General features: G+C 72.7%; 11 protein-coding genes, 1 tRNA gene and 1 pseudogene. 5 read left to right on the top strand and 8 right to left on the bottom strand.

Annotation, left to right across the window (positions count from 1 at the left end; all coding sequences use genetic code 11):
• Window positions 1-107: 107 nt before the first annotated feature.
• The 3 genes from ABZ576_RS23780 to ABZ576_RS23790 form a co-directional block, all read right to left on the bottom strand.
• The gene (locus ABZ576_RS23780) at window positions 108-944 is read right to left on the bottom strand and encodes an aldo/keto reductase (RefSeq protein ID WP_360744229.1); all 837 of its coding nucleotides are present in this window, start codon (window positions 942-944) and stop codon (window positions 108-110) included.
• A 279-nt stretch (window positions 945-1,223) separates the two neighbouring features.
• Complete coding sequence (locus tag ABZ576_RS23785; RefSeq protein WP_360744232.1) at window positions 1,224-3,050, bottom strand: AMP-dependent synthetase/ligase; 1,827 nt, start codon at window positions 3,048-3,050, stop codon at window positions 1,224-1,226.
• A 393-nt stretch (window positions 3,051-3,443) separates the two neighbouring features.
• On the bottom strand, window positions 3,444-4,313 hold the full coding sequence (locus ABZ576_RS23790; protein ID WP_360744235.1) for a LysR substrate-binding domain-containing protein: 870 nt from the start codon (window positions 4,311-4,313) through the stop codon (window positions 3,444-3,446).
• A gap of 170 nt (window positions 4,314-4,483) precedes the next feature.
• Between ABZ576_RS23790 and ABZ576_RS23795 the strand changes: the two genes are divergently transcribed.
• Complete coding sequence (locus tag ABZ576_RS23795; protein WP_360744238.1) at window positions 4,484-5,527, top strand: bile acid:sodium symporter family protein; 1,044 nt, start codon at window positions 4,484-4,486, stop codon at window positions 5,525-5,527.
• A gap of 91 nt (window positions 5,528-5,618) precedes the next feature.
• On the opposite strand, the gene ABZ576_RS23800 is transcribed toward ABZ576_RS23795, so the two are convergent.
• Entirely contained in the window at window positions 5,619-7,556 is a 1,938-nt protein-coding gene (locus ABZ576_RS23800) for a sialidase family protein (protein WP_360744242.1), read from the bottom strand.
• Between the two features lie 115 nt (window positions 7,557-7,671).
• Window positions 7,672-8,589, bottom strand: coding sequence for a zinc-binding dehydrogenase (locus tag ABZ576_RS23805; protein WP_360744245.1), 918 nt, complete (start codon window positions 8,587-8,589; stop codon window positions 7,672-7,674).
• 130 nt (window positions 8,590-8,719) lie between these two features.
• Here ABZ576_RS23805 and ABZ576_RS23810 point away from each other — a divergent pair, with 130 nt between their 5' ends.
• Both ABZ576_RS23810 and ABZ576_RS23815 read left to right on the top strand, forming a co-directional pair.
• Complete coding sequence (locus tag ABZ576_RS23810) at window positions 8,720-9,157, top strand: MarR family transcriptional regulator (protein ID WP_360744248.1); 438 nt, start codon at window positions 8,720-8,722, stop codon at window positions 9,155-9,157.
• A gap of 19 nt (window positions 9,158-9,176) precedes the next feature.
• Window positions 9,177-9,698, top strand: a complete 522-nt coding sequence (locus tag ABZ576_RS23815) for an isochorismatase family protein (protein WP_360744251.1) — start codon at window positions 9,177-9,179, stop codon at window positions 9,696-9,698.
• Between the two features lie 24 nt (window positions 9,699-9,722).
• On the opposite strand, the gene fdhD is transcribed toward ABZ576_RS23815, so the two are convergent.
• Window positions 9,723-10,571, bottom strand: a complete 849-nt coding sequence (fdhD, locus tag ABZ576_RS23820; protein WP_360744254.1) for a formate dehydrogenase accessory sulfurtransferase FdhD — start codon at window positions 10,569-10,571, stop codon at window positions 9,723-9,725.
• A gap of 341 nt (window positions 10,572-10,912) precedes the next feature.
• On the opposite strand from fdhD, the gene ABZ576_RS23825 reads away from it, so the two are divergent.
• On the top strand, window positions 10,913-11,860 hold the full coding sequence (locus ABZ576_RS23825; RefSeq protein WP_360744256.1) for a beta-ketoacyl-ACP synthase III: 948 nt from the start codon (window positions 10,913-10,915) through the stop codon (window positions 11,858-11,860).
• 158 nt (window positions 11,861-12,018) lie between these two features.
• On the opposite strand, the gene ABZ576_RS23830 is transcribed toward ABZ576_RS23825, so the two are convergent.
• A complete protein-coding gene (locus tag ABZ576_RS23830; protein ID WP_360744259.1) occupies window positions 12,019-13,218 on the bottom strand; it encodes a low temperature requirement protein A in 1,200 nt (399 codons plus the stop codon).
• Between the two features lie 528 nt (window positions 13,219-13,746).
• Between ABZ576_RS23830 and ABZ576_RS23835 the strand changes: the two genes are divergently transcribed.
• Window positions 13,747-13,834, top strand: a tRNA-Leu gene (locus ABZ576_RS23835).
• Window positions 13,835-14,004: 170 nt separating this feature from the next.
• On the opposite strand, the pseudogene ABZ576_RS23840 reads toward ABZ576_RS23835, so the two are convergent.
• Window positions 14,005-14,254: pseudogene (locus tag ABZ576_RS23840) on the bottom strand (hypothetical protein); the annotation flags it as partial.
• Between the last annotated feature and the right edge of the window lie 281 nt (window positions 14,255-14,535).

The following is a 14,535-nucleotide window of genomic DNA, read 5'->3' on the forward strand; positions in this document are numbered from 1 at the left end:
GGCCGCGTCCGGTGCGGGTGTGAGCCGCCGGCCGAGCGCCGGCCGGCGGCTCACACCGGCCACGGTGCCGGGGCGCGCGGCGCTCGCCCCGGCGCCACCGGACCGGGTCAGCCCATGTCGAAGGTGGCCGGGTCGGGACCCAGGCGCCGGTCCTCGTTGAGCGCGCTGATCGCCGCGCGGTCCTCGTCGTCCAGGCTGAAGTCGAACACCTCGATGTTCTCCTTGATCCGGGCCGGCGTGACGGACTTCGGGATCACGATGTTGCCGAGCTGGAGGTGCCAGCGCAGCACGACCTGGGCCGGGGTGCGGTTGTGCTTCTGCGCGATCGCGACGATCGCCGGGACCTCCAGCAGTCCCTTGCCCTGGCCGAGCGGCGACCATGCCTCCGTGGCGATGCCGTGCTTCGCGTGGGCGTCGCGGGCGGCGTGCTGCTGGAGGTGCGGGTGCAGCTCGATCTGGTTGACCGCCGGGACGACGGAGGTCTCCGAGATCAGCCGCTCCAGGTGCTCGGGGAGGAAGTTGGACACGCCGATGGCGCGGGCGCGGCCGTCGCCGAGCAGCTTCTCGAACGCCTTGTAGGTGTCGGTGTACTTGCCCCGGGACGGCAGGGGCCAGTGGATCAGGTACAGGTCGACGTAGTCGAGCCCCAGCTTCTCCAGCGACGCGTCGAAGGCCCGCAGCGTGGAGTCGTAGCCCTGGTCGCTGTTCCAGAGCTTGGTGGTGACGAAGACGTCCTCGCGGGGCAGGCCGGACGCGGCGATGGCCTTGCCGGTGCCCTCTTCGTTGCCGTAGATCGCAGCGGTGTCGATGCTGCGGTACCCGGCCTCCAGCGCCGTGGCGACGGCCCGCTCGGCCTCGTCGTCCGGCACCTGCCAGACGCCGAAGCCCAGCTGGGGCATCTCGACGCCGTTGTTGAGGATGATCGGGGGGACCTTGCTGCTCACGAGCCTCTTGATCCTTCTGTTGTCGACAGGTGGTTCTTCCATCGTCAACGATCACAGGCCGTCGCGCATTCCAGACGCGCGAATCCCCGGCAACTGACCGGCAGGTCAGCCTCCGGAATCGAGAATGGCCGAAAACAGCTCCTGCGTTACCCGTCGCGGCCGGGTATCGGTGCCCGCCGTGCGGCGGCTCCGGCACGCCACCGGACGCGGCGGGGAAACCGGCACCGGGGATGCCCCTTCTCGACGTGGTCAGCCCGAGCGGCCGGGGGTGACGAGGCATCAGGTGCGGTAAAGCGCCTCGACCTCGTTCGCGTACGCCTTCTCGATCGCCTTCCGCTTCAGCTTCAGCGACGGTGTCAGCAGGCCGTGTTCCTCGGTGAACGGCTGGGCCAGGATGCGGAAGGTGCGGATCGACTCGGCCTGGGAGACCAGGGTGTTCGCGGCGACCACCGCCCGCCGCACCTCCGTCTCCAGGTCGGGGTCGCGGACCAGCTCGGCCGGGGCCATCCTCGGCTTCGCGCGCATCTGGAGCCAGTGGTCGACCGCCTCCTGGTCGAGCGTGACCAGGGCGGCGATGTAGGGGCGGTCGTTGCCGACCACGATGCACTGGTTGACCAGCGGGTGCTCCCGGACCCGCTCCTCCAGCACGCCCGGGGACACGCTCTTGCCGCCGGAGGTCACCAGGATCTCCTTCTTGCGGCCGGTGATGGTCAGGTAGCCGTCCTCGTCCAGGGTGCCGAGGTCGCCGGTGGCCAGCCAGCCGTCGTGCAGCGTCTCGTCGGTGGCCTTCGGGTTGTTGAGGTAGCCCTGGAAGACGGTGGCGCCGTTCAGCCAGATCTCGCCGTCGTCCGCGATGTGCACGGTCACGCCCGGGATGGCCTGGCCCACGGTGCCGTAGCGGGTGCGCTCGGGCGGGTTGGCGGTCGCCGCCGCCGTCGACTCGGTCAGGCCGTAGCCCTCGAAGATCTGCACGCCCGCGCCCGCGAAGAACAGCCCCAGCCGGCGGTCCATCGCCGATCCGCCGGACATCGCGTTGCGGATGCGGCCGCCCATCGCGGCACGGATCTTGGTGTACACGACCTTGTCGAAGAACTGGTGCTGCATGCGCAGTCCCGCCGAGGGGCCCGGCCCGGTGCCCCAGGCCTTCGCCTCCACCGCCTCCGCGTACTTCACGGCGATGTCGACGGCCTTCTCGAACGGCCCGGACCTGCCCTCCCGCTCGGCCTTGCGGCGGGCCGCGTTGAACACCTTCTCGAAGATGTAGGGCACCGCCAGGATGAACGTCGGCCGGAAGGCGGCCAGATCGGGCAGCAGGGCGGCGGCTTGCAGCTGCGGCTGGTGACCGAAGCGGACCCGCCCGCGGATCGCGGCCACCTCCACCATGCGCCCGAAGACGTGCGCCAGCGGCAGGAAGAGGAGCGTGGACGCCTCGTCGCCCTTCTTGGAGTGGAACACCGGCTCCCAGCGCTGGATCACGGTGTCCGCCTGGCACATGAAGTTGCCGTGCGAGATCACGCAGCCCTTGGGGCGGCCCGTGGTGCCGGAGGTGTAGATGATCGTGGCGACCGAGTCCGGGGTGACCGCCTGCCGGTGCCGGTCCACCGTCTCGTCGTCCAGGTGCGCCCCCGCGTCGTACAGCTCCTGCACGCAGCCGGCGTCCAGCTGCCACAGCCGGCGCAGTCGCGGCAGCCGGTCGATGACGGTGGCGATGGTCATCGCGTGGTCCTCGTGCTCGACGATCGCCGCGGACACCTCGGCGTCGTAGAGCATCCAGAAGCACTGCTCGGCCGAGGAGGTGGGGTAGACGGGCACCACCTGCGCGCCGATGGTCCACAGGGCGAAGTCGAACAGGGTCCACTCGTAGCGGGTGCGGGACATGATCGCGACCCGGTCGCCGAACCGGATGCCCTGGGCGAGCAGGCCCTTGGCGAGGGCGAGGACCTCGTCGCGGAACTCGGCGGCGGTGACGTCGCGCCACTGCCCGGAGGCGTCCTTGCGGCCGAGCGCGATGTGCAGGGGGTCGGTCAGGGCATGGTCGAAGACGACGTCTGCCAGACCGCCCACCGTCGGCGGCGACCCCAGCGGAGGGTTGGTGAACTCGCGCAACCTCGCTCCCCGTCTCTCGCGCCCCAGTGTCGTTGGTCCACGACCGCGCGGCGCGGTGAAAGCTACCCCACCCGGTCGGCCGGCGGGAGGGGGGCGGAACCCGAGCAAACCTCACGTTCTCCCCGGGTCGCGACCCCGAAATGCCCGCACAAGGGTTGGGGCCGGACACAATACTGACGGGTCAGTAAGTTTCGGTACCGTAATCTCCACCGAATCTGTACGCACCGCTTACGGTGCGCGACCGCGGGAGACGGGCGCGGGACACCGATGACGGCGCCCGGCATGCGGAGCCCTGCCTCACGGAGCCCTGCTCACGGCGCCTTGCCTGCGGTGCCCTGCTCACGGAGCCTTGCCTGCGGAGCCCTGCGCATGGTGCCCCGCGCCGGCCCCGGGTCAGCCGTCGCTGCGCCGCAGCCGCTCGCCGCCGCCGAGGATGGCCGCCGCCAGGGCGTCGGCGGCGCCCCCGGCCGAGCCGGGGCGGCGGCCGTGGACGAGGACGAAGTCGACCTTCCCCAGGTCCGGCAGGCCCGCGCGGTCGGGCAGCGGGTACAGGCCCGGCGGGATCAGCCGCCGGGAGTGGGCCATCACCCCGAGACCGGCGCGGGCCGCCGCGACCAGCCCGTTGAGGCTGCCGCTCGTGCACGCGATCCGCCACTCCCGGCCCTGCCCCTCCAGGGCCTCCAGCGCGCGGGCCCGCGTGATGCCCGGCGGCGGGTACACGATCAGCGGCACGGGCCGGTCGGGGTCCAGCCGCAGCCGCTCGGCGCCGATCCACACCAGGTCGTCCCGCCACACCAGCTCACCGCGCGGATCCTCCGGTCGGCGCTTGGCCAGCACCAGATCGAGCTTTCCGGCGGCCAGCCGCTCGTGCAGGATGCCGGACAGCTCCACCGTGAGCTCCAGGTCGACCTCGGGATGGTCGTGGCGGAAACGCTCCAGGATCTCCGGCAGCCGGGTCAGCACGAAGTCCTCCGAGGCGCCGAACCGCAGCCGGCCACGCACGCGCGTGCCGGTGAAGAACGCCGTCGCCTGCTCGTGCACCTCCAGGATCCGGCGGGCGAACCCCAGCATCGCCTCGCCCTCCTCCGTCAGCTCCACCGAATGGGTGTCCCGGGTGAACAGCTGCCGGCCCGCCGCGTCCTCCAGCCGGCGCACGTGCTGGCTGACCGTGGACTGCCGCAGCCCCAGCCGCTGGGCGGCCTGGGTGAAGCTCAGCGTCTGGGCCACGGCGAGGAAGGTGCGCAGGTGCGTCGGCTCGTACACGGGACGATCCTAGCGGCGGCCATCGCGGATCGTGATGACAGTCAGAGTGGTGTGCGGGTTTCCCGATCAGCGTGCGGAGGAGGACGATGGAGGGGCCCTCGCGCACCGTGACCGCACTCGGACACCACGAGGACCGCACGACACCGCCAGACAACGGAGCACGGAGCACTGTGAAACGCCTTCGCCGGCCGAGCCGGATGCCGATCGACCCGTACATCGTGCTGCTGCTCGGCACGGTGGGACTCGCCGCGCTGCTCCCCGCCCGGGACACCGCCGCGGACGTGGTCTCGGGCGCCGCCACGGCCGCGATCGCCTTCCTGTTCTTCCTGTACGGCGCCCGGCTCTCCACCCGCGAGGCGCTGGACGGGCTGCGGCACTGGCGGCTCCACGTCACCGTGCTGGTGTGCACGTTCGTCATCTTCCCGGTGTTCGGGATCGCCGCGCGCGCTCTGGTGCCGTCCCTGCTGACCCAGCCCCTCTACCAGGGCCTGCTGTTCCTGACACTGGTGCCGTCCACGATCCAGTCGTCCATCGCCTTCACCTCCATCGCCCGCGGCAACGTGCCCGCCGCGATCTGCGCCGGTTCCTTCTCCTCCCTCGCCGGCATCGTCCTCACCCCGCTGCTCGCGGCGGGGCTGATCGGCGGTGACACGATCGGGTTCTCCACCGACTCGCTGCTGAAGATCGTGCTCCAGCTGCTGGTGCCGTTCCTCGCCGGGCAGGTGGCCCGGCGCTGGATCGGGGAGTTCATCACCCGGCACAAGAAGGTCCTCGGGCTGGTCGACCGCGGTTCCATCCTGCTGGTCGTCTACACCGCGTTCAGCGAGGGCGTGAACCAGGGCATCTGGCACCAGGTCAGCCCGCTCAGACTGGCCGGGCTGCTCGGTGTCGAGGCCGTCCTGCTGGCCGTGATGCTGGCCCTGACCTGGTACGGCGCCAGGGCGCTCGGCTTCGGCCGGCCGGACCGGATCGCCATCCAGTTCGCCGGGTCGAAGAAGTCCCTGGCCTCCGGACTGCCCATGGCGAGCGTCCTCTTCGGCAGTCACGCCTCCCTGGCCGTGCTGCCGCTGATGCTCTTCCACCAGATGCAGCTGATGGTGTGCGCGGTCATCGCCAAGCGGCGGGCCCGCGACCCCGAGGCGACCGCGGACGCCCCCGACGAGCCGGCCCCGCACCCGGTCCAGGGGCGGCCGGACAACCGCGTCCTGCGGTGACCGCGGACACCCCCGGCGAGTCAGCCGCGCACCCGGTCCAGGGGTAGCCGGACAACCGCGTCCTGCGGTGACCGCGGACACCCCCGGCGAGTCAGCCGCGCACCCGGTCCAGGGGCAGCCACACCACCGTGTCCCGCGGTGACCGCAGCACGTCCGGGTCCGCCAGTTCCTCGTCGTCGAGCGCCCGGTCCCACACGCGCACCTCGTCCAGCGCGCCGGTGAGGAAGGCGCGGCTGTCCATGCGCTGACCGAGATGGACCCCGAACGGCGAGTTCCGGCTGACCGAGCCCGGCGGGTCGGCGACGGAGGACTCGCCGCCGTCGACGGACAGCGACAGCCGGCCGGCGCCCCTGCGCAGGACGGCGTGGTGCCACTCGCCGTCGTTGTACGCGGTGGCCGTGCGGACGTAGGCCGTCCGTGGCGCCCCGGCTCCCTCCCGCACGGTGATCAGCCCCTGCACGCGGTTGTTCGCCGGCTCCCCGCGCAGCCACACCTGCGGCTGGCCGGTGCCGATCCCGCCCATCCACAGCAGCGGCTGCTCCCCGGCCGTCGCGGTGTACCGGAACCACAGCGACACCGTGAAGTCCTTGCCGCCCAGCGGCAGACCGCTGCGGTACGGCAGGCGCACGGCGTCGTCGGTGCCGTCGAACTCCAGGGCGTCCCCGGACACGCCCTCCGTCTCCGCCGGGTCGCCGAGCACCGCCGCCGGGCGGGCGTGCGGGGCGTGGTCCGGGGTGACCGGGTCGGGGCCGCGGCGCGGCGCGAGCCAGTCCTCGGTGAAGCGGGCGAAGCGGATCTCGTCGCGGGCGTCCACCGCGCCGCCCTCGTACAGCAGGCCGACCGCGGCGGAGCCGATGCGCACCAGGTCGGAGTAGCCCGACCAGTCCGTGGTGACGACCGTGCCGCGGTCCACGCCGTCCCAGGTGCGGCCGCCGTCGTAGGAGGAGCGGATCATCATGGTGCGGCGCCGGTCGGGGTCGCCGGGGCAGGCGAGCAGGAGGCGGTCGCCCAGGCGCAGCATCGAGCCCTGTACCTGCGGGGTGTACAGGTCCGGCAGGGCGCGGAAGGGCCCGGTGAAGCCGGTGCCGCCGTCGCGGCTGGTGGCCTGGGTGCGGTGGCCGAGGTCGGTGCCGTCCTGCTCCCGGCCGCTGACCAGGATGGAACCGTCGCCGCGCTCGGCGAGGGTCAGTTCGGAGGGCTTCTGCCGGAAGGTGCGGTCGGCGGCGATGGGCCAGCTGTCCGTGGCGCCGATCCGCCAGTGACCGCCGTGGTCGTCGCTGACGATCAGCGCCGCGTGGTTGGCGGTGACCCGGCTGCCGTCCCAGGTCTCGGTGTTGACCCCGAAGACCAGGCGTCCCGCGTGCCGGCCGCGGGTGAGCTGGATGCCGTGCACGGGTCCGGTCGCGTACCAGGAGTTCCAGTCGGCGGGCAGGATCTCGGGGCTCAGGTCGCGCGGTGGCGACCAGCCGCGCCCGTCGTCGTCGCTGTACTGGAGGTGCGGGGTGCGGTCGCAGGGGACCGAGCAGCCGGCGCTGTCGGTACGGCCCGTGTTGTACGTCTCCGCGAGCCAGATCCGGCCGGTGGTGTGGTCCACGACCGGTGCCGGGTTGCCGTGGGTGTCGCCGGCGCCCTCGTTGACCACCTGTAACGGCCCCCAGGTGCGCCCGCCGTCGGTGGAGCGCTTGAGCACGATGTCGATGTCGGCCGCGTCCCCGCAGTTGAGGACCCGGCCCTCGGCGAACGCCAGCAGCGTGCCCTCGGTCGTCCGGACGATCGCCGGGATGCGGAAACAGGCGTAGCCAGGGTCCTGGGCGGCCTTGAACAGCACCTGCTGCTCGAACTCGGGTGCGGGGTCCGCCGCCTGGACGGAGACCGGTCGGACGGCGGCCGAACGGGTGGTGGCCGATTGGGCGGAGACCGGTCCGGCGGTGGCCGGATGGGCGGGGAGCGAGGACAGGAGCAGGCCGGCCGTGGTGAGGGCGGCGGTGACCAGTGCGGATCTCACAGGGGCGCGCAGAGATGACGGCACGGTGCGACCTGCCCTTCGTCGGCCGGACGCCTGGACATCCGGACATCCCACGTCCAACGTGCGTATCGACGAAGGTAGTTGCGGGGTGCGCCCGTCACAAGAACCGTGCGGGCACTTACGGGCGCAGGACCACCTTGCCGAGGTTCGCCCGGGTGGCGACCGCCTCGTGCGCCGCCGCCGCGTCCGTCAGCGCGAACTCCCCGTGCACGACGGGCTTCACCGCCCCTTCGGCGAACAGCCGCCACAGCTCCTGCCGCCACCGCTCGTACAGCTCCGGACGGCCGCGGGCGATCAGAGCCATCTGGAAGCCGATCACCGACTTGGCCCCCACCAGCAGGTCGTAGGCCCGGACCGTGCCGCCGCCCGAGCTGTAGGCGACCAGCCGGCCGTGCGGCGCGAGCGCGGCGACGGCGGGGGCGAGCAGGTCGCCGCCGACGGCGTCCAGGACGCAGTCGACCGGATCGCCCCAGCCCTCGTCGTCGTAGCGTACGCAGTCGTCCGCGCCCAGCGACCGGACGAACTCCGCCTTCCGCGGCCCGGACACCGCCCCGACCACCCGCCCCGCACCGCGCGCCCGCGCCAGCTGGACCGCGAGGTGCCCGACGCCGCTCGCCGCGGCCGTGACGAGGACCGACTCGCCCGGCGCGAGCCGTGCCGCCTCCAGCGCCCCGAGCGCCACCAGGCCGCTGCGCACCAGCGCGACCGCGGTCACCGCGTCCGCGTCGTCCGGCACCGGGGAGGCCATGGCCTCGCGCAGCAGGGCGAAGTCGGCGTAGCCGTGCCCGAAGCACAGTCCGGTCACCCGGTCGCCGGCCCGGAAGCGGGTCACGCCCGCACCGGTCGCGACCACCTCGCCCGCGATCTCCCCGCCGAGCGGCACCGGTTCCGCGGCCTCGGTGACCTTCCGGACCACCGGCAGGGTCACGCCGACGGCCGCGCAGCGCACCAGCAGCTCCCCGGGGCCGGGCTCGGGGACGGGCGCCTCCTCCACGTACAGCGGGCCGCCGGTGGACTCGTACCGGACACGACGCATCGCAACCTCCGCGCTCGATCGCCGGGACACCCCAACCGATTGTTGGGGGCCCCAATGAATTCGTTGGGAGGCCCAACGGTAGCGGGTGCTTCATTGGGGTGTCCAACGATTCTTCGGCTAGGCTGCCGGCATGGCCGAAGCACCCCTGCCCGCGATCCGTTCCCTGCCCAGCTGGCTGCTCGGGCGGGCCGCGGCACGGGGCCGCGCCCTGGTCGCCGACGCCCTCGCGGCCGAGGGCATGAAGATGTGGCACCACGTCGTCCTCTCCGCCGTCCGCGACCTCGCCCCGGTCGCCCAGGCCGACCTGGGCCGCAGTGTGAGCCTCGACCCGAAGGACCTGGTCGGCGTCCTGAACGACCTCCAGGCCGCCGGTCTGGTCGACCGCGCCCCCGATCCCCGCGACCGGCGCAAGAACGCCGTCTCCCTCACCGGCGACGGCGCCCGGCTCCTCGTGCGCTGCGAGAAGGCCGCCCGCGAGGCCAACGACCGGCTGCTCGCACCGCTGTCGGCGGCCGAACGGGATCAGTTCACGGGCCTGTTGACACGGATTTCCGGCACGGACGGCTGACGACGGTTAACGTTCCGTCATGACCGCAGCTCCCGTCCTCGATCCCCGGCGCACCGCGCTGATCCTCGTCGACCTGATGGACCGTGTCGTCGCGCTGCCCCTGGAACCCCGCAAAGGCTCCGAAGTCCTCGCCGCCGCCGAGGAGTCGGCGCGGCTCTTCCGCCGCGCCGGTGCCCTCGTCGTGCTCGTGCGGGTGGAGCGGCCCGCCGTGGCCGAACAGCCGCCCGGCAGCGCCCTGGTGACCGGTCTGCTCCAGGACGGCGACCTGGAGGTGGTCAAGCGGACGCTGGGCGCCTTCCAGGGCACCGGGCTGGACGAGCGGCTGCGCGAACGCGGCATCACCACGCTGGTCCTCGGCGGCGTCGCCACCAACCTCGGCGTCGAGTCCACCGCCCGCGCCGCCGCCGACCTCGGCTACGACCTCGTCTTCGCCGAGGACACCATGGCCGCCTTCACCACCGCCGAGCACGAGGCGTCCGTACGGCTCGACTTCCCGAGGCTGGGCACGGTGACGCGCTCGACGGAGCTGGCCTTCGGCTGACCGGTCCGCAGGCGGGGGGACCGGTCAGCTCCGGGGGGCCGCCTCGCGCAGGACGATCCGGTGCTCGCCCGCGTACACGTTCATCGAGCTGCCGCGCAGGAAGCCCACCAGGGTCAGACCGGTCTCGGCGGCCAGGTCCACCGCCAGGGACGACGGCGCCGACACCGCCGCGAGTACGGGGATGCCCGCCATGACGGCCTTCTGCGCGAGTTCGAAGGAGGCCCGGCCGGAGACCATGAGGATGGTCCGGGACAGCGGCAGCGCGTCGCTCCGCAGCGCCCGTCCGACCAGCTTGTCGACCGCGTTGTGCCGGCCCACGTCCTCGCGGGTGTCCAGGAGGTTCCCGTCCTCGTCGAACAGGGCCGCCGCGTGCAGACCGCCGGTGCGGTCGAAGACCCGCTGGGCGGCGCGCAGCCGGTCGGGCAGGCTGGAGAGCAGCTCGGGGGTGACGCCGAGCGGGGGCGTGTCGGCGATCGGCCAGCGCGCGGTCGTCCGTACGGCGTCCAGACTGGCCTTGCCGCACAGCCCGCACGAGGAGGACGTGTAGACGTTGCGCTCCAGGGAGAAGTCGGGCAGGGCGGTGCCCGGCACCGTCTTCACGTCGACCACGTTGTAGGTGTTGGAACCGTCCGCCGCGGCCCCCGCGCAGTAGACGATGTTCCTCAGGTCGGACGCCGAGGCCAGCACCCCCTCGCTCACCAGGAAGCCGGCGGCCAGCGCGAAGTCGTCGCCCGGCGTGCGCATGGTGATCGCGAGCGGCTTGCCGTTCAGCCGGATCTCCAGGGGCTCCTCGGCGACGAGCGTGTCGGGCCGGCTGGAGACGGCGCCGTCCCGGATCCGGAGGACCTTGCGTCGTTCCGTGACTCGTCCCATGTCCTGATCAGCCCCGGTTCTGTACGTACGTAGCCGAAACGGCCCTGGGTGCGGAGGTTGCCCCGGGTCGCCGGACGGCCGTGCGGCGAGGTGACCTCACCGTCTCATTGTCCTGCACGTGGAGGGTGACCATGCCGCCCCCACCGTCCGGCCCCCACCGTCCGGCCCGGTCCGTCGGCGCCCGGGCCCGATCCCCGCGGCAGCGATACCCGGACGTCCGACCGTCTGACGGGAGCCGACAATCGCGGCGCCCCTTTCCTGTGGCTTCACCTGCAGTCGTACCCGCCGGTCACTGGCCAGACTGGTGCATCCCGCTATACGGCAACGAGGGGATCCCCCGCATGAACGGCTCGCGCATCGCCGCCATCGGTCACTACCAGCCCGCCAGGGTGCTCACCAACGACGACCTGGCGCGCATGGTCGACACCAGTGACGAGTGGATCCGCAGCCGCGTCGGCATCCGGACCCGGCACATCGCGGGCCCCGACGAGCCCGTCGACGAGCTCGCCGCGCACGCCGGGGCCAAGGCCCTCGCCGCGGCCGGCCTGACCCCCGCCGACATCGACCTGGTCCTCGTCGCGACCTCCACCGCGATCGACCGCTCCCCGAACACCGCCGCCCGGGTCGCGGCCCGGCTCGGCATCCCGCAGCCCGCCGCCATGGACGTCAACGTGGTGTGCGCGGGCTTCACCCACGCCCTGGCCACCGCCGACCACGCCGTCCGCGCCGGTGCGGCGACCCGCGCCCTGGTCGTCGGCGCCGACAAGATGTCCGAGGTCACCGACTGGACCGACCGCACCACCTGCGTCCTCGTCGGCGACGGAGCCGGAGCCGCCGTCGTGACGGCGTGCCCGCCCGGCGAGGAGGCCGGCATCGGCCCGGTGCTGTGGGGTTCGGTACCGGAGATGAAGCACGCCGTACGGATCGAGGGCACGCCGCCGCGGTTCGCGCAGGAGGGGCAGAGCGTCTACCGCTGGGCCACCACCCAGCTGCCGGCCATCGCCCGCCGGACCTGCGAGAAGGCCGGGGTGGCGCCCGAGGAGCTCGCCGGGGTCGTGCTCCACCAGGCCAACCTGCGCATCATCGAGCCGCTGGCCGGGAAGATCGGCGCCGTGAACGCGGTGATCGCCCGCGACGTGACCGAATCCGGCAACACCTCCGCCGCCAGCATCCCGCTCGCCTTCTCGAAGCTGCTCGAACGGGGGACCCTGCGCACCGGCGACCCGGTACTGCTCTTCGGTTTCGGCGGCAACCTGTCGTACGCCGGACAGGTCGTACGCTGCCCGTGACATCCCCGCCCGGCCGGCAGTCCTGAATCGAGCACCGCGCGCCGACCGACGCGATCGCCGCCCGGGACGAACAGCGCGCCACCGCGTCCGGCGCGCGAACACACCGAGCACACCCGGCGGTCGTACCACGACCGGAACACCGCCCGACCCCCATCCCGCTAGACGCCCGCCGGCCGCCGTCCGGCGGGTGCCGTCGTGCACCACCGTGCCTCCGCCGCCAGCATGCCGGTCAGCACGGCCACCAGCAGGAGGAGCAGGGCGTACGCCGGGAGCCGGGTGCCCGGCACCGCCGTCAGCAGGGCGAGCGCGCAGGCGACGGCGCGGTAGCGGACCGGGCGCAGCCCGAGGGCCGTCCGGAAGGCGGTGTCCCCGGCCAGGAACAGGGCCACCCCGCCCGCCAGCGCCAGCGCCGGGCCCCAGTGCGGGTGGTCGCCGAGGTGACCGACGGTCTTCTTCACACCGGCGGCCAGGAAGACGATGCCCAGCAGCATCGGCAGGAAGGCGTAGTAGTAGGCGTTCATCGCCAGCCGCCACCGCCGCGGGGCCGGCGTGCCGCGGAAGACGGCCTCCGCGGCCTCCTCGTCCCGCACGAAGTACGTCCACCACAGTGCGACGGCGAGCGCCAGGGCCAGGAACGCGCCCGCCACCGGGCCCGGGGTGAGCGGCACATCGCCGATGCCGACGCCGATGGAGATCACCGACTCGCCGAACGCGATGATCAGCAGGAGCCCGTGCCGCTCCACGAAGTGCGCCGGGTCGAGGGAGCCCAGCTGCACCCGGAGCGTCGCCGCGTCGCGCCCGTCCTTGCGGCCCGGGCCGTGCTCGGCGACGAACGGGGTCGCGAACTGGAGGGCGACCGCGAGGAGCCAGAGCCCGTCGGCCGCGAGGCCGCCGGTGGCGCCCGCGGCCGTCACGGACAGGGCGGCCAGCGCGTTCGGCACCCCGTACCAGACCGAGTCCCAGCCGTGGCTGCGCGTGTACAGCGCCGTGTGCACGACCACCACGAGCAGGAAACCCAGTCCGAAGACCACGCCGGTGTCCTCGAACACGCGGGGGATTGCCAGTGCGCACACCAGGAACGCGGTCATGCCGAGCATCAGCAGCAGCCGCCGCGAGGGACGGTCGGGCGGCACCTGGTTGGTCAGGTAGGCGTAGGCGCCGTACATCCAGAACAGCACCACGAGGATCAGCGCCACCCGGCCGGCCGTGGCGAACGACAGGCCGTGCGCCAGCAGCACGGTGAGCTGGGTCAGGGTGAAGACGAAGACCAGGTCGAAGAAGAGTTCCAGGGTGGTGACCCGACGCCCCGGCCCTTCGGCCGGTATCCCCGCGGGCGTGGTGTCCATGTCCATGTCCATGCGGTGTTCCCCCTCCAAGATCGGTGAGCCGATCGTAGAGGCAGAACGTGGCACGGGTGGGGGCGAGTTGACGCGGGTGCGGGGGCTGGGCGACCGGTGCCGGGGGGATGGCCGGCTGACGGGCGACGGACGGCGGACGACGGGCGACGGGCGACGGGCGACGGACGGCTGACGGGGGGGGGGCTGACGCCTGACGACGGATGGACGGCTGACGCCTGACGACGGATGGACGGCTGACGCCTGACGGGGGGCTGACGCCTGACGACTGGCGGACGGCGGGCGGTTGGTGGGGCGGGGGCGTGTGGCTCGGCTGGGCGCCGTCGTGTCACCGCCTGGTTCACCGAGCCCGTGATCCTCCACCCACCGTAGGCGGAATCTCGCGCACCGTATACCGCCGGCCATACATGGCTCCCGGTGCCCCGGACCGCCGCCCGGCCGACGGATACGCAGGTGAAACGCACTCCGAAACCTTGGTATTGTTGTCCATGTCGCCGCGGGGAACGCACCGCGCAAGGCGGCAGACACCTAGTCCGGGTGGCGGAATGGCAGACGCGCTAGCTTGAGGTGCTAGTGCCCTTTATCGGGCGTGGGGGTTCAAGTCCCCCCTCGGACACCAGCAGAGACCCCAGTTCACCTGGGGTTTTTCTGTTTCTCCGACGGACGGGCCGAGACGGCCGGCAGCGCCGGGGGAGGGAGCGTCGCCGCCATCCCCGAGCCCCCGGGTCTCCCTGGCCGCCTTGGCCGGCACATCGTTGAGGACGCCGAGACGGGCGCACAGGGGCGAGGTCAGGTGCTCACCTCGGAGCGGACCGGAACGGGCGGGCGCACACCGTGAGCGCCTCCGCTCGGCGACCAGCTGGGACCCAAGGTCGGGGTACCAGCCACGGGGCTACGGCTTGCAGCATCTCGGCCAGGGCCGCGAGTTCTCCGATGCGGCCGGCAGGGGTGTCGAGGATCGGCGTGAACTCCCTGCGGATGCGGACGGCTACGTCGGGGACAGCCTGCTGTTGGCGTGGAGGAGCCCGGCGTCATAGCCACCCGGCGCGGGAAGGGCGGTGCTCGAAGAAAATCGGTACTCGGCGCGTGATCGTTTTTCTAGACTCGCCTCGTACCGCGCGCCGCACCGACACACCACGGCGGCGCGCTTCGTGATCCGTGAGTATCGAGGGGAGCCCGGCCGTGCGTGACCGTACCGCCGTCGTCGTTCCCCCTGCGCGGACCGAGGTGATTCTGGTGTCCTCGTCCGTCCGGTGCCCGCTGCGCGGCCGGCACCGGAGGCCCGTGACGCCCCGCTGACACCTCCGCGCCCCGCCCGGC

The organism is Streptomyces sp. NPDC013455 (assembly GCF_040632975.1).
Classification (GTDB): Bacteria; Actinomycetota; Actinomycetes; order Streptomycetales; family Streptomycetaceae; genus Streptomyces.

Coding starts and splice junctions, on each gene's coding strand:
- ABZ576_RS23805 (WP_360744245.1), bottom strand. CDS start 8,589: ATGCGTCGTGTCCGGTACGAGTCCACCGGCGGCCCGCTGTACGTGGAG.
- ABZ576_RS23810 (WP_360744248.1), top strand. CDS start 8,720: ATGGCCGAAGCACCCCTGCCCGCGATCCGTTCCCTGCCCAGCTGGCTG.
- ABZ576_RS23815 (WP_360744251.1), top strand. CDS start 9,177: ATGACCGCAGCTCCCGTCCTCGATCCCCGGCGCACCGCGCTGATCCTC.
- fdhD (WP_360744254.1), bottom strand. CDS start 10,571: ATGGGACGAGTCACGGAACGACGCAAGGTCCTCCGGATCCGGGACGGC.
- ABZ576_RS23825 (WP_360744256.1), top strand. CDS start 10,913: ATGAACGGCTCGCGCATCGCCGCCATCGGTCACTACCAGCCCGCCAGG.
- ABZ576_RS23830 (WP_360744259.1), bottom strand. CDS start 13,218: ATGGACATGGACATGGACACCACGCCCGCGGGGATACCGGCCGAAGGG.